Origin of the sequence: Nonomuraea sp. NPDC004580, from assembly GCF_040609855.1 — a bacterium.
GTDB classification, from domain to species: Bacteria; Actinomycetota; Actinomycetes; order Streptosporangiales; family Streptosporangiaceae; genus Nonomuraea; species Nonomuraea salmonea.
The window spans coordinates 106,633-124,395 of the sequence record NZ_JBEXLH010000022.1 but is presented as its reverse complement, the minus strand read 5'-3'; the positions used below and the strand labels follow the sequence as shown (position 1 = coordinate 124,395).

The window sequence follows — 17,763 nt, the reverse complement described above, 5'->3', positions numbered from 1 at the left end:
CGCCGACGGCCAAGGTCGTGCAGATCGACCTCGACTACCGCACGGTCGGCAAGAACCGCGACATCGACCTCGGCATCGTCGGCGACGCCGGGCTCGTCCTGTCGGCGGTGGCGCAGGCCGCGAGCGGCCGGGTGGAGAACAGCGCGGCCCGCCGCAAGGAGTGGCTGGACGAGCTGCGCAACGTCGAGACCCAGGCGTACGAGAAGCGGCTGCCCCGCCAGCTGTCCGGCGCCCAGCCGATCGACCCCTACCGCCTGGTCCACGAGATCAACGAGTTCCTCACCGAGGACTCGATCTACATCGGCGACGGCGGCGACATCGTCACCTTCTCCGGCCAGGTCGTGCAGCCCAAGTCGCCGGGCCACTGGATGGACCCCGGCCCGCTCGGCACGCTCGGCGTCGGCATGGCCTTCGCGATGGCCGCCAAGCAGGCCCGCCGCGACAAGGAGGTGCTGTGCCTGTTCGGCGACGGCGCCTTCAGCCTCACCGGCTGGGACTTCGAGACCATGGTCCGCTTCGACCTGCCGTTCATCGGCGTCATCGGCAACAACTCCTCGATGAACCAGATCAGGTACGGCCAGGCCGCCAAGTACGGCCAGGACCGCGCCCGCGTCGGCAACACGCTGGGCGACATCCGCTACGGCGAGTTCGCCAAGCTGCTCGGCGGCTACGGCGAGGAGGTCCGCGACCCCGCCGAGATCCGGCCGGCGCTGGAGCGGGCCCGCGAGTCCGGCAAGCCCTCGCTGATCAACGTCTGGGTCGACCCAGAGGTGTACGCGCCAGGAACCATGAACCAGACCATGTACAAGTAGGGGAATCACGGTGCAGATGAAGGCTCTCGAAGGTGTCCGCGTCCTCGACATGACCCATGTCCAGTCCGGCCCGTCGGCCACCCAGCTGCTCGCGTGGCTGGGCGCCGACGTGGTGAAGCTGGAGGCCCCGACCGGCGACATCACCCGGCAGCAGCTCCGCGACGTGCCCGGCGTCGACAGCCTGTACTTCACGATGCTCAACTGCAACAAGCGCAGCATCACCCTCAACATGAAGAGCGAGCGCGGCAAGGAGATCTTCACCGAGCTGGTGAAGAGCGCCGACATCCTGGTGGAGAACTTCGGCCCAGGAGCGGTGGACCGCATGGGCTTCTCCTGGGAGCGCCTGCAGGAGCTCAACCCCCGCCTCATCTACGCCTCGATCAAGGGCTTCGGCCAGGGCAGGTACGCCAAGTTCAAGGCGTACGAGGTGATCGCCCAGGCGATGGGCGGCTCGATGAGCACGACGGGCTTCGAGGAGGGCCCGCCGCTCGCCACCGGCGCCCAGATCGGCGACTCGGGCACCGGCATCCACGCGGTGGCCGGCATCCTGGCCGCCCTCTACCAGCGCACCCAGACCGGGCGCGGCCAGCGCGTACAGGTGGCCATGCAGCACGCCGTGCTGAACCTGTGCCGCGTGAAGCTGCGCGACCAGCAGCGCCTGGCGCACGGGCCGCTGCGCGAGTACCCGAACAAGACGTTCGGCGACGAGGTGCCGCGCTCGGGCAACGCCAGCGGCGGCGGCCAGCCCGGCTGGGCGGTGCGCTGCGCGCCCGGCGGCCCGAACGACTACATCTACGTCATCGTCCAGCCGGTCGGCTGGAAGCCGATCACCGGCATCATCGGCCGTCCGGAACTGGCCGACGACCCCGAGTGGGCGACGCCGGAGGCCCGGCTGCCGAAGCTGGACAAGATGTTCCAGCTCATCGAGGAGTGGACGATCCGCCACGACAAGTGGACGGTGCTCGACCGGCTCAACGCCGAGAACATCCCGTGCGGCCCGATCCTGTCCACCAGGGAGCTGGTGGAGGACCAGAGCCTGCGCGAGGAGGGCATCGTCGTCACCGTCGACCATCCGGAGCGCGGCGAGTTCGTGACGGTGGGCAGCCCGCTGCAGCTGTCGGACTCGCCGGTGGACGTCCGCACGCCGCCGCTGCTCGGCGAGCACAACCAGGAGATCTACCGCCAGATCGGCGTGAGCGCCGAGGAGCTGGCCGAACTCAAGACGAACGGAGTCATCTAGTGCCTGCCAGGGACGTCATCGACAAGGCGCTGGCCGAGGGGCGTACGGCCCTGACGGCTCCTGAGGGCCGCGAGCTGTGCCAGGCGTACGGCATCGCCACCCCCGGCGAGGGCCTGGCGACCTCGGCCGACGAGGCCGCCCGGCTGGCCGGGGAGATCGGGTACCCGGTCGTGCTGAAGATCGTCTCGCCCGACATCCTGCACAAGACGGACGCCGGCGGCGTGCTGGTCGGCCTGAAGAGCGCCGACGAGGTACGCGAGGGCTACGCCACGATCCTGGCCAACGCCCGCGCCTACGATCCGGACGCGACGATCGACGGCATCCAGGTGCAGCAGCTCGTGGGCGGCGGCCACGAGGTCATCGTCGGCGCGGTCACCGACCCCACCTTCGGCAAGGTCGTGGCCTTCGGCCTGGGCGGCGTGCTGGTCGAGGTGCTTAAGGACGTGACCTTCCGGCTTGCCCCGGTTTCGGGCGATGATGCGCTGACGATGCTGGACGACATCAGAGCGGCGGACGTGCTCAAGGGCGCCCGCGGCGCGGAACCCGCCAACCGCCAGGAGCTGGCGGCGCTCATCGAACGCGTCGGCCGGCTGGTCACCGACATCCCCGAGATCGTCGAGGTGGACCTCAACCCCGTCTTCGCCGACGCGAACGGCGCCGTGGCCGCCGACGTGCGGATCATCATCGGCCGGCCCGCCCCCGAGGTCGAGCGGCTGCCGCGCGAAGAGATCCTGCGGCAGATGAACCGCATCTTCAAGCCGCGCTCGGTCGCCGTCATCGGCGCCTCCGCCGAGACCGGCAAGATCGGCAACTCGGTCATGCGCAACCTCATCAACGGCGGCTACCAGGGGCAGATCTACCCGATCAACCCCAAGGCCGACGAGATCATGGGGCTCAAGGCGTACAAGAGCGTCGGCGACGTGCCGGGCGACGTGGACGTGGCCGTCTTCGCCATCCCGGCCAAGTTCGTGGCGCCGGCGCTGGAGGAGGTCGGCGCGAAGGGCGTGGCCGGCGCGGTGATGATCCCCTCGGGGTTCGCCGAGACCGGCAACGTGGAGGGCCAGAAGGAGATCGTGGAGATCGCCCGCAGGCACGGCGTGCGCATGCTCGGCCCCAACATCTACGGCTACTACTACACGCCGGAGAACCTCTGCGCGACCTTCTGCACACCGTACGACGTGCGCGGCAGCGTGGCGCTGACCTCGCAGAGCGGCGGCATCGGCATGGCCATCCTGGGCTTCAGCCGCACCACCAAGATGGGCGTGTCCGCCATCGTCGGCGTCGGCAACAAGGCCGACGTGGACGAGGACGACCTGCTGACCTTCTTCGAGCAGGACGACAACACCAAGGCCGTCGCCATGCACCTCGAAGACCTCAAGGACGGGCGCGGCTTCGTCGACGCCGCCCGCCGCGTGGTCAAGGAGAAGCCGGTCATCGTGCTCAAGGCCGGCCGCACCGCCATGGGCGCGCGGGCCGCCGGCTCCCACACCGGCGCGCTGGCCGGCGACGACAAGGTCTACGACGACATCCTGCGCCAGGCCGGCGTGGTGCGCGCCCCCGGGCTGAACGACATGCTGGAGTACGCCCGCGCGCTGCCCGTCCTGCCCGCGCCCAAGGGCGAGAACGTCGTCATCATCACCGGCGCGGGCGGCTCCGGCGTGCTGCTGTCCGACGCCATCGTGGACGCCGGGCTGACCCTCATGGACATCCCCGACGACCTGGACGCGGCCTTCCGCGCCTACATCCCGCCGTTCGGAGCGGCGGGCAACCCCATCGACATCACCGGCGGCGAACCGCCCTCGACCTACGAGAACACGGTCCGCCTCGGCCTGAGCGACGAGCGCATCCACGCGCTGGTCCTCGGCTACTGGCACACGATCGTGACGCCGCCGATGGTCTTCGCCGAGCTCATCGCCCGTGTGGTGGCCGAGGAGCGGGCGAAGGGCAACACCAAGCCGGTCGTGGCGTCACTGGCCGGCGACACCGAGGTTGAGGAGGCCAGCGAGTACCTGTTCGAGCACGGCGTGGTCGCGTACCCGTACACGACGGAAAAGCCCGTGGCGGTCCTCGGTGCGAAGTACCGCTGGGCCAGGGCTGCCGGGCTGCTGGGCTAAGAGCCGAGCCACAGCAGCGCCAGGCGAGGGGGCAATTCGGGGCGCAGAGGAAGGCAACAACCCCCCAGGAGGTCCGTAGGTGGACACATCGAACACACCACCGGCGACGGCCACGCCGCCGGTCGAGGACGAACGAGTATGGAAAGCGGGCCGGCTCGAGCCGATGCCCATCAGGAAGCTCCCCGACGCGCCTCCCTCGGTGCACCTCATCGGGCCGACGGTGTTCCTCGTCGCGCTCGGCGTGGGCATGGGCGAGTCGTACATGTGGCCCCGGCTGGTGCTGCTGTTCGGGCCCGAGATCAGGTGGCTGTTCCTGATCGGCGTCACCCTGCAGGCCGTGGTGATGCTGGAGATGGCCCGCTACGCCATGGCCACGGGGGAGAGCATCTTCTCCGGCGCGGCCAGGGTGTTCAAGCCGCTGATGTGGTTCTTCTTCGTGGTGGCGATCGCCGTCTACATCTGGCCCGGCCACCTGTCCGCGGGCGCGGCGGCGTTCGAGGAGATCACCGGAATACCCTGGATGGTGACCGCGATCGCCGGGTTGATCCTCGTCGGCGTGGTCTTCACCCTGGCCAAGGTGATCTACAACCTGCTGGAGAACGTGCTCTCCCTGCTGATCGGGGCGCTCGTGCTCGGCACCGCCGTGGTCGCGGCCATGGTCGGCTCCTGGGGTGACGTGGTCACCACGATCAGCGGCATGTTCTCCTTCGGCTACCTGCCGGCGGAGGCCCTGTCGGCCGCGTGGTTCCCCGTCATCGTCGGCGCCTGCGCCTTCGCCGGTCCGTCGGGCATGCAGCAGATGTGGTACACGCTGCACCTGCGTGACTCCGGCGCCGGCATGGGCGTGCACCAGCCGAAGGTGGTCGGGCTGCGGCACGCCTCCTCCGAGGAGGAGCGGCCGACCCGCGGGTACATGTTCGACACCTCCGACCCGGCCGAGATGGCCAAGTGGAAGGGCTGGCGGCGCTGGGTCACCTTCGACGCGCTGCTGCTCTTCTGGGGCATCACCATGCTGGTCACCATCTCCTTCACGGTGATCGCCCAGGCCGCGGTGCGGATCGACCCCGCCGTGCGTACGGCGATTCAGGGCGACGACCGGGAGGTGGCGCTGACCGCGATGTCGAACGCCGTCTCCTCGGCGGGCAGTTCGGTGCTCGGGGTCGTGTTCCTCGGGTTCATCGCCCTGATCGGCCTCAACGCGACGCTGGGCCTGTTCGACTCGTTCTCGCGCGGTCAGGCCGACATGACCTACAACTTCATCCCCGGCGCGAAGAAGGTGGGCATGTCCCGCCTGTACGGCATCTTCCTCTGGGGCGTGATCCTCTTCGGCATCCTGATCCTGCTGTTCGGCCCGGCGGACGGTCCCAGCGGGATCCTGGACACGCTGGCGTTCCTGTCCACGTTCGCCATGGGCGCGTACTGCGTGACCCTGCTCCTGGTGAACAACCGCATGCTGCCCAAACCGATCAGGCCCAAGTGGTGGTCGAACGCCATCATCGGCTTCGGCGCGGTGTTCTACCTGGGCATGCTCTTCTACAGCCTGGTCGCCTACGGCGTGGTCGTGGGCTGATGATCGGACGGCACAGTTTCGAACTCGCCCTGCCAGGGGCGTCGATCGGAGCCGTCGCCGGTGCCATGGCCGGTGGGCTGACCCTGCTCGCGGGGCAGCCCATCGGGATGGCCGCGCTGTCGGCCCTGGCGCTCGCCGCACCGCTCGCCCTCTTCGGCGGCATGTACGGCGTGCTCCTCGGCCACGGCGTGTTCCGGCCGGGCACGTTCGGGCCCGTCGGCCTCTACTGGATGGCGGCCTTCCCCCTCTCGCGGCTGCTCCAGGAGAGCGTGGCCGGGATCGGCATGGCCGACGGGGTGCCGCTGTTCCTGGCGTACCAGGCGATGATCAGCCTCGGCTTCGCCATCGGCTTCCTGTGGATGCACGAGCGGCTCATGCCGCACTGGCTGGTGCGGGTGGCCGGCGGCAACCCCGTCGCCAGTGAGCTGCTGGAGCAGTACGTCCGCTACGCCCAGATGATGCAGGCGAAGAAGGGAGCACGTAGGTGAATCTGCCCATGTGGATCTGGTTGGCCACGATAGGCGGCTTCTGTGTCGTGCTCGCTGTCGACTTCTACCTCGTCGCCCGCAACCCCCACGAGCCCTCGTTCAAGGAGTGCGTGGGCTGGGTGAGCCTCTACGTCTGCCTGGCGGTGGCCTTCGGGGTGGGCCTGCTCGTGCTGTCGGGCCCGGCGCACGGCGGGGAGTTCTTCGCCGGGTGGATCACCGAGTACTCGCTCAGCGTGGACAACCTCTTCGTCTTCCTGCTGATCATGAGCAGGTTCCGGGTGCCACGGGAGTACCGCCAGAAGGTGCTGCTCATCGGCATCGTGCTGGCGCTGCTCCTGCGGGGCGGCTTCATCGCGGCCGGCGCGGAGGCGGTGGCCCGCTTCGACTGGCTCTTCTACGTCTTCGGCGCCTTCCTCGTCTACACCGCGTGGAAGCTGATCGGGCACGAGGAGGACGAGGCGGAGTTCTCCGAGAACATCGCGCTGCGCACGGTACGCCGGGTGTTCCCGACCACGGACACCTACCACGGCGCCCGCCTGACCGTGCACCACGGCCGCAGGATGGTCACCCCGATGCTGATCGTGATGGTCGCCATCGGGACCACCGACCTGCTGTTCGCGCTGGACTCCATCCCGGCCATCTTCGGGCTGACGAAGGAGCCCTACCTGGTCTTCACCGCCAACGCCTTCGCCCTCATGGGGCTGCGCCAGCTGTTCTTCCTCATCGGCGGGCTGCTGGACCGGCTGGTCTACCTCAGCAAGGGCCTGTCGGTGGTGCTGGCCTTCATCGGCGTCAAGCTGATCCTCGAGGCGCTGCACCACGACGGCGTGCCGTGGGCGCCGGAGATCCCGATCCTGGTGTCTCTCGGGGTCATCGTCGGCACGCTCGCCGTGACGACGGTGCTCAGCCTGATCAAGTCGGCACGCGACGCCAAGGCGGAGAAGGCCACTGATGAAGGCACTGAGAAGGAGGGGGAGCCGGAGCCGGCGGCGGAGCGCTGAACGCGCGGGGGCGGAGGCTGCTGTTCGAGGGTGACCGCCCCCTTACCGCCCCCCTGCCGCGGGTCTGGCTGCTGTGCCGGTGCTTACGGGCGGGGACTCTTGCGGACGTCGATGTCCTTGCTCCACTCGCGCAGGTGGCGGTCGGCGTCTTCCGCGGAGTAGTGCTTCTTCAGCGCCGCGCTCAGGCCGACCCCGACGGCTCGTCCGTCCGCCGCCTGGCCCAGCGGATCACCAAGGAGAAAGCGGAAGAACGCTTTCATGGTCGTGCACCTCCGTTCGGTGTGGCTCCATCCTCTACCCGAGGTGTTTCGGAGCATGTGGGCTTGTGTGAACGTCACGTCAACCAGGACCGTCTGCGCAGGCAGGAGGGCCTGACGGCATGACTCGGCCGCCCGGCCGACCCCGGAGGGGATCGGCCGGCGTGCTGGTGAGGGGGCCGGTCAGCCGGCCTGGCGGGTGCGGCGGCGGCGTACCGGCTTGGGCGCGGGCTCGGCCGGCTCGTTCTCGCGCTGCTCCATGTAGGAGGCGCGGGTGTGCTCGGTGTGCTCGCGCATGATCTTCGCCGCGCGCCGCTCGTCTCCGGCCTCGATGGCGTCGATGAGCGCCGCGTGCTCGTCCCACGAGGCCATGCCGCGCTGGCGGGCGACCGGCGTGTGGTACCACCGCACCCGTCTGGCCACCTGGGCGGCCAGCTCGGCGAGGACCTTGTTGCCCGACAGGTCGGTGACCAGGGCGTGCAGCTCGGAGTTGGTGGCCACGGCGCCGTCGACGTCGTCGGACTGCACCGCGGCGATGCCGCGGGCGCACAGGGCGCGCAGCCGCTTCACGCCGTCCTCGCCGGCGTGCTGGGCGGCCAGGCGCGCCGACTCGGTCTCCAGCAGCGCGCGTACGGCGAGCAACTGGTCGGCCTCCTCCACGGTCGGGACGTGCACGAACGCGCCCTGCCCGGGGAAGAGATCGACCCAGCCCTCACCGCTGAGCTGCTGCAAAGCCTCGCGGACCGGCTGCCTGGAGACGCCGAGCAGTTCGGCCAGCTCGCTCTCGACGAGGTGCTGGCCCGGCTTGAGCTGCCCGGAGACGATGAGCTCTTGGATAGCCTCGATGACGCTCTCGCGGAGCGTCGCAGGACGGGGAATCTTGGGGGCCGCCGTCTGACCGGCCTGATCCGACAGCAACATGGTCACGTCTCCAGGGCTGAATATCGGTTTTTGGTCGACTGCCTACAGCATACCGTCCTGGGGTTCCGCCCGTCCGTGAGTCTCATCACAGTGCGTCACAGCAGGACGGTGACAGGGGGATGGTCACAGCGGGACGGTCACAGGGGGATGGTGGCGGGCAGGCCCGGGAGGCGCAGGCGGGGGGTCGCCAGCGCGGGCAGCGCCGCCAGGGCGGCGGCGGCCAGCAGCGCGGCGCCCGGGGCGCTCAGCGCGACGAACGCCAGCCCCGCCGCCACCGCGCCGGCCACGGCCTTGGCGCTGTAGACCACCGCGTGGATCTCGGTGGCCCGCTCGGCGCCGAACAACTCGCGGACGAGGCTGGCCAGCAGCGGGTAGAACGCGCCGCCGCCGAGCCCCGCCGCGACCGCGCCGAGCCACAGCAGCAGCGTGCCGCCGGGCCGCTCGTGGGCGTTCTGCACGGCGACCGCGAGCAGCACCTGGCCGAGCGCGAGCGCGCCGAACACGGCCGCCAGCACCCGCCGGCGGCCGTGCAGCTCCGACGCGCGCATGGCGACCGACCTGCCCGCGCCGTTCAGCGCGACGAGCAGGGCCACCGCGCCCCAGGCGCCGGTGCCGGCGACCACGATCACGTCGAGCACCGACACCGCGCCCGCGCAGACCAGCATCAGCGCGAGCGCCGGCAGTGTGCGGGTGCGCAGCGCCTGCGCGATGCCGAACTGCTTGACCGCCTCGGGCGCCGTGCGCAGGCGGGCCGCGTCGAGCGCGTGGCTGCGCGGGTCCACGTCCAGCGGCCACCACAGCGCGGGGGGCAGTCGCAGGTGCCGGGCGGCGGTGGCCAGCACGGCCGTCGCGACCGCGGCCATGACCAGGAACGCCGGTCCTGTCATGGCGGGGAACAGGCCGGCCCACAGCAGCAGGGGGACGGCGCCGTAGCCGAAGGCGCCGGTGATGAGGCCGACGCGGGCGGCGGGGCGCTCGGGGTACCAGGAGGAGACGACCTCGCCGCAGACCCCGTACACCAGGCCCGCGCCGAGGCCGCCGAGCACCGCGTACCCGGCGAGCGCGGCGGGGGACAGCCCCGAGGTCAGCCCTGCGGTGGCCAGGCCGAGGCCGGTGAGCGCGGCTCCGGCCGCCAGGCAGGTCCGCACGCCGAGACGCCGGCGGCGTACGAGGTGCAGCGCGGGCAGCGCGCCCGCGGCCTGGCAGGCGATCCAGACGGCGAGCAACGTCAGGCCGCCCGCCTGACTCGTGTGCAGGCCGGTGTGCAGGGCGGCGTAGCCGTACTGGAGCGGGCTGATCACCGCCATCGAGGCCAGGGCCAGCCGGAACATGCGGACGCGGTCTGCCGGGACGGGCCCGGGGAGGTAGGAACGCCCCCGCCAGTCCTTAATTGCATTCTCCATACTGTATGGAATATCCAGAAGGCAGGCGCCTGTCGAGACCCTAGACGAGGAATACTCCATACGGTATACCGTCTACAAAGGAGGCTCGAATGGACCTGTACGAGTACCAGGCGAAGGAGCTCTTCGGGCGTCACGGGATCCCGGTCCCCGCGGGCCGGGTCGCGGCCACAGCGGCCGAGGCCCGCGCGATCGCGGCCGAGCTGGACACGCCCGTTGTCATCAAGGCCCAGGTGAAGACCGGTGGACGCGGCAAGGCGGGCGGCATCAGACCGGCGGCGGGGCCGGCCGCGGCCCAGGCGGAGGCCGACCGCGTGATCGGCATGGACATCAAGGGACATACGGCGCACCGGGTGCTGGTGGAGGCCGCGACCGTGCCGTTCGAGGAGTATTACGCGGCCTTCCTGGTGGACCGTGCCGAAGGGGCGTTCCTGGCCATGGTGTCGGCGCAGGGCGGCATGGAGATCGAGGAACTGGCGGCCCGCGACCCCGACGCCATCGTGAAACTGCCGATCGACCCGGCGACAGGGGTGGACGCCGACACCGCGCGGCAACTGGCGGCCAAGGCGGGCCTGCCCGAGCAGACCGCCGAGGTGCTGGAGAAGCTGTGGCACGTGCTGGTCGCGGAGGACGCCCTGCTCGTCGAGGTGAACCCGCTGATCTGCACCACCGACCAGCGCATCATGGCGCTCGACGGCAAGGTCACGCTCGACGGCAACGCCGCCTTCCGGCACGACAGGGAGCGGTACGCCGAGCAGTCCGACAGTCTGGAGGCCCGCGCCAGGGCCAAGGGGCTCAACTACGTGAAGCTGGACGGCACGGTCGGCGTGATCGGCAACGGCGCGGGGCTCGTCATGAGCACCCTCGACGTGGTGGCGGGCGCGGGCGCGAACCCGGCCAACTTCCTCGACATCGGCGGCGGCGCCTCCGCCCAGGTCATGGCCGACGGGCTGGAGATCATCCTGGCCGACCCCGACGTACGGTCGGTGCTGGTCAACGTCTTCGGCGGCATCACGGCCTGCGACGCGGTGGCCAACGGCATCGTCACCGCACTCGCACTCCTCGGCGAGCGCGGCCAGGGCAGGCCCATCGTCGTACGGCTGGACGGCAACAACGCCGAGGTGGGCCGGCGCATACTCAGCGACGCCCGGCACCCGGCGGTCCGCCAGGTCTCCACCATGGACGGCGCCGCCGAGATGGCGGCCAGACTCGCGGCAGGTGCGTAAATGGCGATCTTTCTGACCACGGACAGCCGGGTGCTCGTGCAGGGCATGACCGGCGCGGAGGGCCGCAGGCACACGGCCCGCATGCTCGCCGCGGGGACCGACGTGGTGGCCGGCGTGACCCCCGGCAAGGGCGGCAGCGCGGTGGACTTCGGCGAGCGGACGGTGCCGGTGTTCGGCTCGGTGGCCGAGGCCGTCGCCGAGACCGGGGCGGACGTGTCGGTCGTCTTCGTGCCGCCGCGCTTCACCGCCGGGGCCGTGGAGGAGGCGGTCGAGGCGGGCGTGCCGCTCTGCGTGGTCATCACCGAGGGCGTGCCGGTGCACGACGCGGTCCGGTTCCGTGCGCTGGCCCGCGGGCGTACCAGGATCATCGGGCCCAACTGCCCCGGGCTCATCAGCCCCGGGCAGTCGTCGGCCGGCATCATCCCCGCCGACATCACCTCCTCCGGCCGCATCGGGCTGGTCTCCAAGTCGGGCACGCTGACCTACCAGCTCATGTACGAGCTGCGCGACCTCGGCTTCTCCACCGCCGTCGGCATCGGCGGCGACCCGGTCGTCGGCACCACGCACATCGACTGCCTCCAGGCGTTCCAGGACGACCCGGGCACCGACGCCATCGTCATGATCGGCGAGATCGGTGGCGACGCCGAGGAGCGGGCCGCCGCCTACATCGCGGCCAACGTCACCAAGCCCGTCGTCGCGTACGTGGCCGGGTTCACCGCGCCGGAGGGCAAGACCATGGGGCACGCGGGCGCGATCGTGTCCGGGTCGTCGGGGACGGCGCAGGCCAAGAAGGAGGCGCTGGAGGCGGTCGGCGTACGGGTGGGGAAGACGCCGTCGGAGACGGCCCGGCTGCTGCGCTCGGCCCTGTCCAGGGCGGCCGCCTCGTGACCCGCCCCACCCAGCCCCAGGCGGGGCCCCGAACCGGGTCCCCGGCCACGCCCCAGGCCCGGCCGCCGGACGGCGGGCTCGCGTTCGACGTGAACCTGTCCATCCTCTTCACCGACCTGCCGCTGCTGGAGCGCCCGGCCGCGGCGGCCAAGGCCGGGTTCGACGCGATCGAGCTGTGGTGGCCGTTCGGCGGGCCCGACCCGAGCGGGGCAGAGCTGGCCGCGCTGCGGCAGGCCGTCGAGGACGCGGGCGTGCGCCTGGTGGGACTCAACTTCGACGCCGGCGACATGGCGGCGGGCGAGCGCGGCCTGCTGGCCAGACCGGACGGCTCGGCCCGCTTCCAGGCGAACATCGACGCCGCCGTTCGCCTGGCCGGCGAGCTGGGCTGCACGGTGCTCAACGCGTTGTACGGCAACGGCCCCGGCACCGACAGGGACCTGGCCGTGGTCAACCTGCGCAGGGCGGCCGACGCGGCGGCCGGGATCGGCGCGACCGTCGTCGTGGAGGCGCTCAACAGCCACGAGAACCCGCGCTACCCGATCACCTCGTCACAGGCCGCCTTCGAGCTCATCGAGCAGGTGGACCGCGCGAACGTGGCCTTCCTCGCCGACCTCTACCACCTGCACAGGATGGGCGAGGACGTGCTCGCGCTCATCGACCGGCACGCGGACCGGTTCGGGCACGTGCAGATCGCCGACGACCCCGGCAGGGGAGCGCCGGGCAGCGGGCGGATGCCGTACGGGGAGATCTTCGCCCGGCTGGCGGCGGCGGGCTACCGCGGACACGTCGGCCTGGAGTACCGGCACGAGTACCGGCACGAGTACCGGCACGAGGGGCCGGGCGCGTTCGACTGGAGGCGAGCATGAACATCGGCTTCATCGGCCTGGGGATCATGGGCAGCCCGATGGCGGCCAACCTCCTCAAGGCCGGATTCGCGGTGACCGGCTACGACGTCAGCGCCGAGCGAATGCGGCGGCTGGCCGAGCTGGGCGGCAAGGGCGCGTCGGGCGTGGTGGACGCGGTGGCGGGCGCCGACGTCGTGGTCACCATGCTGCCCGACTCGCCGCAGGTGGAGGAGGTCGCGCCGCTCGTCATCGAGTACGGCAGGCCGGACCTGCTCTACGTCGACATGAGCACGATCAAGCCGGAGACCTCCCGCGAGGTGGCGAGGAAGGCGGCGGCCGTCGGCGTACGGGCGGTGGACGCCCCCGTCAGCGGCGGCGAGCGCGGCGCCGTGGACGGCACCCTATCGATCATGGTCGGCGGCGCCCCCGAGGACGTGGAGGCGGCCAGGCCGGTCCTGGAGCGCCTCGGCACGACCATCGTGCACGTGGGCCCGGCAGGGGCGGGACAGACCGTCAAAGCGGCCAACCAGCTCGTCGTGGGCGGCATCTACGGCCTCGTCTCCGAGGCGATCGTGCTGCTGGAGGCGTCGGGCGTCGATCCGGCGGCCGGGCTCGACGTGCTCGCGGGCGGCCTGGCCGGCTCGCGGATCCTCGACCTCAAGCGGCACACCATGGTCAAGCGGGAGTTCTCCCCCGGCTTCCGCATCGACCTGCACCACAAGGACATGGGCATCGCCCTGGCCGCGGCCCGCGCCGCCGGGGTCAGCCTGCCGCTCACCGGGCAGGTCGCCCAGCTCGTCGCGGCGGCCAGGGCCCAGGGACACGGCTCGCTCGACCACTCCGCCCTGCTCAAGGTGATCGAAAGGCTCAACGCATGAAGCGAATGCCCTGCATGGAGGCCGTGGTCGCGGTGCTGGAGTCGGAGGGCGTGGACACGGTCTTCGGCATCCCGGGCGCGGCCATCCTGCCGCTGTACGCCGCGCTCCAGCACAGCTCGATCCGGCACGTCACCGTACGGCACGAGGAGGGCGGCACCCACGCGGCCGACGGCTGGGCGCGGGTGACCGGCAACGTCGGCGTCTGCGTCGGCACGTCGGGCCCGGCGGGCACCAACATGATCACCGGGCTCTACACGGCGCTGGCCGACTCGATCCCGCTGATCTGCGTCACCGGCCAGGCGGCCAGCTCCAAGCTGCACCAGGAGGCGTTCCAGGCGGTCGACATCGTGGAGATCGCCAAGCCGGTGACCAAGTGGGCGGTGCAGCTCAAGGAGCCGGCGCAGGCGCCGTGGGTGTTCAGGGAGGCGTTCAGGATCGCCCGCTCGGGACGGCCCGGGCCCGTGCTCATCGACCTGCCGATCGACGTGCAGCGCGGCACCTGCCTGTACGCCCGCGAGCTGGACGCGCCGCTGCCCGTCCCCGTGCCCGAGCCCCTGCCGCAGTCCGTGCGCGCGGCCATGGACCTGGTCGAGGAGGCCAGGCGGCCGATCATCCTGGCCGGCGGCGGCGTGATCATCGCCGAGGCGTGCGACGAGCTGCGCGCGCTCGCCGAGCACCTCCAGGTGCCGGTGCAGGTGACGCTCATGGGCAAGGGCGCATTCCCCGAGGACCACCCGCTGTTCGCCGGGATGGCCGGCATCCAGACGCAGACGCGGTGGGGCAACGCCGCGTTCCTGGAGAGCGACCTGGTGCTGGCCGTCGGCGCCCGCTTCGGCGACCGGCACACCGGCGACCTCGACGTCTACCGGCGCGGGCGCAGGTTCGTGCACGTGGACATCGACCCGCTGCAGATCGGCCGGGTCTTCGAGCCCGATCTCGGCGTCGTCGGGCACGCCAGGCCGGTGCTCGCCGCGTTACGCGACGAGGCGCGCCGCCGTGGAGCGCCGCGCGGGCCGTCCACGTGGGTGCGCAGGGTCGGCGAGCTGCGCGGCACCCTGACCCGCAGGGACGACTTCGACGAGGTGCCGATCAAGCCGCCCAGGGTGTTCAGGGAGATCAACGAGTACTTCCCGCGTGACACCACGTTCGTCACCGCGATCGGGCTCTACCAGATCTGGTCGGGCCAGTTCCAGACGACGTACCTGCCGCGCCGCTACCTGGTCTGCGGGCAGGCGGGGCCGCTCGGCTGGGAGGTGCCCGCCGCCATGGGCGTCAAGCTCGCCCATCCCGAGCGGCAGGTCGTGGCCGTGGTCGGCGACTACTCCTTCCAGTTCCTCATGGAGGAGGTGGCGGTGGCGGCGCAGTACCGGGTGCCGTTCGTCATCGTCATGATCAACAACGAGTACCTCGGACTGATCAGGCAGGCGGAGCTGCCGTACGGGATGAACTACGCCGTCGATCTGCACTACGGGGAGGGCGGCATCGACCATGTCAAGGCGATGGAGGCGTTCGGCTGCCCGGCGCGCCGCGTGGAGCTGCCCGGCGACATCCGCGACGCCCTGGCCTGGGCGAGCGCCGAGGCGGCGCGCGAGCGGCTGCCGGTGCTGGTGGAGGTGATGGTGGAACGCGAGGCGAACGCCGCCATGGGGCCCTCGCTCGAAGCGATCAAGGAGTTCGAGCCGCTGCCCGAGCTCATCACCGCCGACTGGTCGGACTAGGGGGGATGGACATGCGGCTCAAGCCGGGCACGTCGTGGCGGGAGGCGTACGAGCGGTGCTGCTCCGCTGCCCCCGAGGCCTTCCACGACGACCGCGTGCTGAACCACTGGGGCGGCATCTGGCACCGTGACGGGCGGCCGGTGCCCGGCTTCTCGCCCCTCGACGGCACCGCCATCGCGGGGCCGCCGAGGCTCGACAGGGCGGGCGCCGGCCGGGCGGTGGCGGGCGCGGTCGAGGAGCACCGGCGCTGGCGGCACACGCCGCTCGCCGAGCGCAGGGCCATGGTGTCGGCGGCCGTCGAGTCGATGGCCGCCCACCGCGACCTGCTCGCCCTGCTGCTGGTCTGGGAGATCGGCAAGCCGTGGAAGACGGCCTGCGCCGACGTGGACCGCTGCCTGGACGGCGTGCGCTGGTACGTCGAGGAGATCGACCGCATGGTGGACGGGCGCACCCCGCTGCCGGGCCCGGTCAGCAACATCGCGAGCTGGAACTACCCGATGAGCGTGCTCATGCACGCCATGCTCGTGCAGGCGCTGGCCGGCAACGCGGTGATCGCCAAGACGCCCACCGACGGCGGCCTGTGCTGCCTCACCCTGGCCTGCGCGCTGGCCGTGCGGGAGGGGCTGCCGTTCACGCTGGTCAGCGGGGGAGGGGCGGAGCTGTCGCCGGTGCTCGTCGGCTCGACGTCGCTGGGGTGCGTGTCGTTCGTCGGCGGCAGGGACGCCGGGGCGAAGGTGGCGACCTCTCTGGCCGGGCTCAGGGGTCTCGGCCGGCGGCACGTGCTGGAGCAGGAGGGGCTCAACTGCTGGGGCGTGTGGGAGTACGGCGACTGGGACCTGCTCACGAGGCAGATCCGCGCCTCCTTCGACTACGGCAAGCAGCGCTGCACCGCCTACCCGCGCTTCGTCGTGCAGCGCTCCCTCTTCCACGAGTTCCTGGCCGCCTACCTGGAGGCGGTGGGGTCGCTGCGCTTCGGCCATCCGCTGGCCGTGGCCGATGCCGACGATCCGCTGCCCGAGCTGGACTTCGGGCCGCTGATCAACGCCTCGAAGGCCAAGGAACTGACCGACCAGGTGGACGAGGCGGTGGCCAGGGGAGGGGTGCCGGTCCACCGGGCATCGCTCGACGACGGACATTTCCTGCCGGGCCAGGATATTTCGGCGTATTTCGCGCCGACGGCGCTGCTCAACCCGCCGCCCTCCTCACCGCTGCACCACGCCGAGCCGTTCGGCCCCGTGGACACGATGGTGCTGGTCGACACCGAGGCCGAGCTGCTGGCCGCGATGAACGCCAGCAACGGCGCCCTGGTCGCCACGCTGTCGTGCGAGGAGGAGACGACGTTCCGGCGGCTGGCCCCCGAGGTGCGCGCGTTCAAGGTCGGTCACAACCGGCCGCGCTCGCGCGGGGACCGCGACGAGCTGTTCGGCGGGCTCGGCGCGTCGTGGCGCGGCGCGTTCGTCGGCGGCGAGCTGCTCGTCCGCGCCGCCACGAGCGGCCAGGACGGCGAGCGCCTGCCCGGCAACTTCCCCGGCTACACGCTGCTGCCCGGGGAGGGCTAGAAGGCTCCGAAGCGGGTCGCCGCCAGCAGGACGAGGAACGTCAGCATGGCGACCCGCAACAGCTTCCCTCCGGCGCCCAGCGACGGCCACGACAGGTAGGCCAGCCAGCCGATGAACGCGATCACCGGCAGCACCGCCAGGCCGCCCAGCGGGTTGGTCACCGCGAAGCCGGCCAGCAGCAGGAGCACCATCAGCGCCGGCGCCACCCACCGGGGCAGCTGGGTGAACATCCAGGCCATCGGCACCGCGCTGCGCCGCTCCACCGCCTTGCGCAGGCCGGTCGCACCCGGCGTGAAGAACTGCTCGCCCGGCGGGAGCGGGCGCTTGCCGCCGGGGACGTCGTCGCGCTTGTCCGCGCGCCTCTTCTCAGGGGCCACGCCGCGAAGCCTACGGGAGTTCGCGCGACTCGTGGGGCCCGCGCCTCTAGGCTGGTCGGGTGCTCGCCGTGATCCGATACACCGTTCCAGAGTCCCAGTCGCAGGACTTCGTCAAGCAGGGCCACACCATTCTCGACACCTTCGCACAGCAGCCGGGCTACCAGCGCGGCCGGCTGGCCCGCTCGGTCGACGAGCCCAACCTGTGGGCGCTGGTCACGGAATGGGAGGGCGCCGGCTTCTACCGCAGGGCGCTGTCGGCCGCCAAAATGGTGATGTATCCGCTGATGATCCTCATGCTCAACGAACCCAGCGCGTTCGAGGACGTCTACACCCACGACGCCCAAGACGCTCATGAGGCCCGTGACACCCCGGACGGGACGTAGCGATCAGACGCGCGCGAGGGCGGCCGACCGTGCCCTAAGCTGGGAGCTCATCGAAATTTCTTTCGCCGACCTCCAGCCGGAAAGAG

General features: G+C 71.2%; 17 protein-coding genes. 13 read left to right on the top strand and 4 right to left on the bottom strand.

Features of this window, described 5'->3' with window-relative positions:
- From ABZW11_RS23350 to ABZW11_RS23325, 6 genes are all read left to right on the top strand, one after another.
- Nucleotides 1-812: thiamine pyrophosphate-dependent enzyme (locus tag ABZW11_RS23350; protein ID WP_355420536.1), on the top strand; the 812-nt coding region annotated here is incomplete at its 5' end.
- Between the two features lie 16 nt (nt 813-828).
- On the top strand, nt 829-2,052 hold the full coding sequence (gene frc / locus ABZW11_RS23345) for a formyl-CoA transferase (RefSeq protein ID WP_355420539.1): 1,224 nt from the start codon (nt 829-831) through the stop codon (nt 2,050-2,052).
- Complete coding sequence (locus tag ABZW11_RS23340) at nt 2,052-4,166, top strand: acetate--CoA ligase family protein (protein WP_355420534.1); 2,115 nt, start codon at nt 2,052-2,054, stop codon at nt 4,164-4,166. The genes frc and ABZW11_RS23340 overlap by 1 nt, the downstream gene beginning before the upstream one ends.
- A 79-nt stretch (nt 4,167-4,245) precedes the next feature.
- The gene (locus ABZW11_RS23335; protein ID WP_355420532.1) at nt 4,246-5,736 is read left to right on the top strand and encodes an Nramp family divalent metal transporter; all 1,491 of its coding nucleotides are present in this window, start codon (nt 4,246-4,248) and stop codon (nt 5,734-5,736) included.
- Complete coding sequence (locus ABZW11_RS23330) at nt 5,736-6,224, top strand: hypothetical protein (protein ID WP_355420529.1); 489 nt, start codon at nt 5,736-5,738, stop codon at nt 6,222-6,224. Before ABZW11_RS23335 ends, ABZW11_RS23330 begins: the two co-directional genes overlap by 1 nt.
- On the top strand, nt 6,221-7,225 hold the full coding sequence (locus ABZW11_RS23325) for a TerC family protein (RefSeq protein WP_355420526.1): 1,005 nt from the start codon (nt 6,221-6,223) through the stop codon (nt 7,223-7,225). The genes ABZW11_RS23330 and ABZW11_RS23325 overlap by 4 nt, the downstream gene beginning before the upstream one ends.
- 83 nt (nt 7,226-7,308) lie before the next feature.
- Here ABZW11_RS23325 and ABZW11_RS23320 read toward each other — a convergent pair whose 3' ends face one another.
- The 3 genes from ABZW11_RS23320 to ABZW11_RS23310 form a co-directional block, all read right to left on the bottom strand.
- Nucleotides 7,309-7,485: a hypothetical protein gene (locus ABZW11_RS23320; RefSeq protein WP_355420523.1), complete on the bottom strand. Its 177-nt coding sequence runs from the start codon at nt 7,483-7,485 to the stop codon at nt 7,309-7,311.
- Nucleotides 7,486-7,665: 180 nt separating this feature from the next.
- Nucleotides 7,666-8,403, bottom strand: coding sequence for a GntR family transcriptional regulator (locus ABZW11_RS23315; protein WP_355420520.1), 738 nt, complete (start codon nt 8,401-8,403; stop codon nt 7,666-7,668).
- A 137-nt stretch (nt 8,404-8,540) separates the two neighbouring features.
- The gene (locus tag ABZW11_RS23310; RefSeq protein ID WP_355420517.1) at nt 8,541-9,806 is read right to left on the bottom strand and encodes a hypothetical protein; all 1,266 of its coding nucleotides are present in this window, start codon (nt 9,804-9,806) and stop codon (nt 8,541-8,543) included.
- 89 nt (nt 9,807-9,895) lie between these two features.
- Between ABZW11_RS23310 and sucC the strand changes: the two genes are divergently transcribed.
- The 6 genes from sucC to ABZW11_RS23280 are packed head-to-tail and all read left to right on the top strand — an operon-like array spanning nt 9,896 to nt 16,917.
- Nucleotides 9,896-11,029, top strand: coding sequence for an ADP-forming succinate--CoA ligase subunit beta (gene sucC / locus ABZW11_RS23305; protein ID WP_355420514.1), 1,134 nt, complete (start codon nt 9,896-9,898; stop codon nt 11,027-11,029).
- Nucleotides 11,030-11,917, top strand: a complete 888-nt coding sequence (gene sucD / locus ABZW11_RS23300; RefSeq protein WP_355420511.1) for a succinate--CoA ligase subunit alpha — start codon at nt 11,030-11,032, stop codon at nt 11,915-11,917.
- Nucleotides 11,914-12,783, top strand: coding sequence for a TIM barrel protein (locus ABZW11_RS23295; protein WP_355420509.1), 870 nt, complete (start codon nt 11,914-11,916; stop codon nt 12,781-12,783). The genes sucD and ABZW11_RS23295 overlap by 4 nt, the downstream gene beginning before the upstream one ends.
- A complete protein-coding gene (locus ABZW11_RS23290) occupies nt 12,780-13,640 on the top strand; it encodes an NAD(P)-dependent oxidoreductase (RefSeq protein ID WP_355420506.1) in 861 nt (286 codons plus the stop codon). Before ABZW11_RS23295 ends, ABZW11_RS23290 begins: the two co-directional genes overlap by 4 nt.
- Nucleotides 13,637-15,358 carry a glyoxylate carboligase gene (gene gcl / locus ABZW11_RS23285; RefSeq protein ID WP_355420504.1) on the top strand — a complete coding sequence of 574 codons (1,722 nt, stop codon included), beginning with the start codon at nt 13,637-13,639 and terminating at the stop codon, nt 15,356-15,358. Before ABZW11_RS23290 ends, gcl begins: the two co-directional genes overlap by 4 nt.
- Nucleotides 15,359-15,363: 5 nt before the next feature.
- Nucleotides 15,364-16,917 carry an aldehyde dehydrogenase family protein gene (locus tag ABZW11_RS23280; RefSeq protein WP_355420501.1) on the top strand — a complete coding sequence of 518 codons (1,554 nt, stop codon included), beginning with the start codon at nt 15,364-15,366 and terminating at the stop codon, nt 16,915-16,917.
- Here ABZW11_RS23280 and ABZW11_RS23275 read toward each other — a convergent pair.
- Complete coding sequence (locus tag ABZW11_RS23275) at nt 16,914-17,294, bottom strand: DUF6703 family protein (protein WP_355420499.1); 381 nt, start codon at nt 17,292-17,294, stop codon at nt 16,914-16,916. The two genes, ABZW11_RS23280 and ABZW11_RS23275, sit on opposite strands and share 4 nt — an antisense overlap.
- Nucleotides 17,295-17,353: 59 nt before the next feature.
- On the opposite strand from ABZW11_RS23275, the gene ABZW11_RS23270 reads away from it, so the two are divergent.
- A complete protein-coding gene (locus ABZW11_RS23270) occupies nt 17,354-17,677 on the top strand; it encodes an antibiotic biosynthesis monooxygenase (RefSeq protein WP_355420496.1) in 324 nt (107 codons plus the stop codon).
- The last annotated feature ends 86 nt before the right edge of the window (nt 17,678-17,763 follow it).

What these genes read in the sequence shown, in the direction of transcription:
- frc (WP_355420539.1), top strand. Translation starts at nt 829, where the DNA reads ATGAAGGCTCTCGAAGGTGTCCGCGTCCTCGACATGACCCATGTCCAG.
- ABZW11_RS23330 (WP_355420529.1), top strand. Translation starts at nt 5,736, where the DNA reads ATGATCGGACGGCACAGTTTCGAACTCGCCCTGCCAGGGGCGTCGATC.
- ABZW11_RS23320 (WP_355420523.1), bottom strand. Translation starts at nt 7,485, where the DNA reads ATGAAAGCGTTCTTCCGCTTTCTCCTTGGTGATCCGCTGGGCCAGGCG.
- ABZW11_RS23315 (WP_355420520.1), bottom strand. Translation starts at nt 8,403, where the DNA reads ATGTTGCTGTCGGATCAGGCCGGTCAGACGGCGGCCCCCAAGATTCCC.
- ABZW11_RS23310 (WP_355420517.1), bottom strand. Translation starts at nt 9,806, where the DNA reads ATGGAGAATGCAATTAAGGACTGGCGGGGGCGTTCCTACCTCCCCGGG.
- sucC (WP_355420514.1), top strand. Translation starts at nt 9,896, where the DNA reads ATGGACCTGTACGAGTACCAGGCGAAGGAGCTCTTCGGGCGTCACGGG.
- sucD (WP_355420511.1), top strand. Translation starts at nt 11,030, where the DNA reads ATGGCGATCTTTCTGACCACGGACAGCCGGGTGCTCGTGCAGGGCATG.
- ABZW11_RS23290 (WP_355420506.1), top strand. Translation starts at nt 12,780, where the DNA reads ATGAACATCGGCTTCATCGGCCTGGGGATCATGGGCAGCCCGATGGCG.
- gcl (WP_355420504.1), top strand. Translation starts at nt 13,637, where the DNA reads ATGAAGCGAATGCCCTGCATGGAGGCCGTGGTCGCGGTGCTGGAGTCG.
- ABZW11_RS23280 (WP_355420501.1), top strand. Translation starts at nt 15,364, where the DNA reads ATGGACATGCGGCTCAAGCCGGGCACGTCGTGGCGGGAGGCGTACGAG.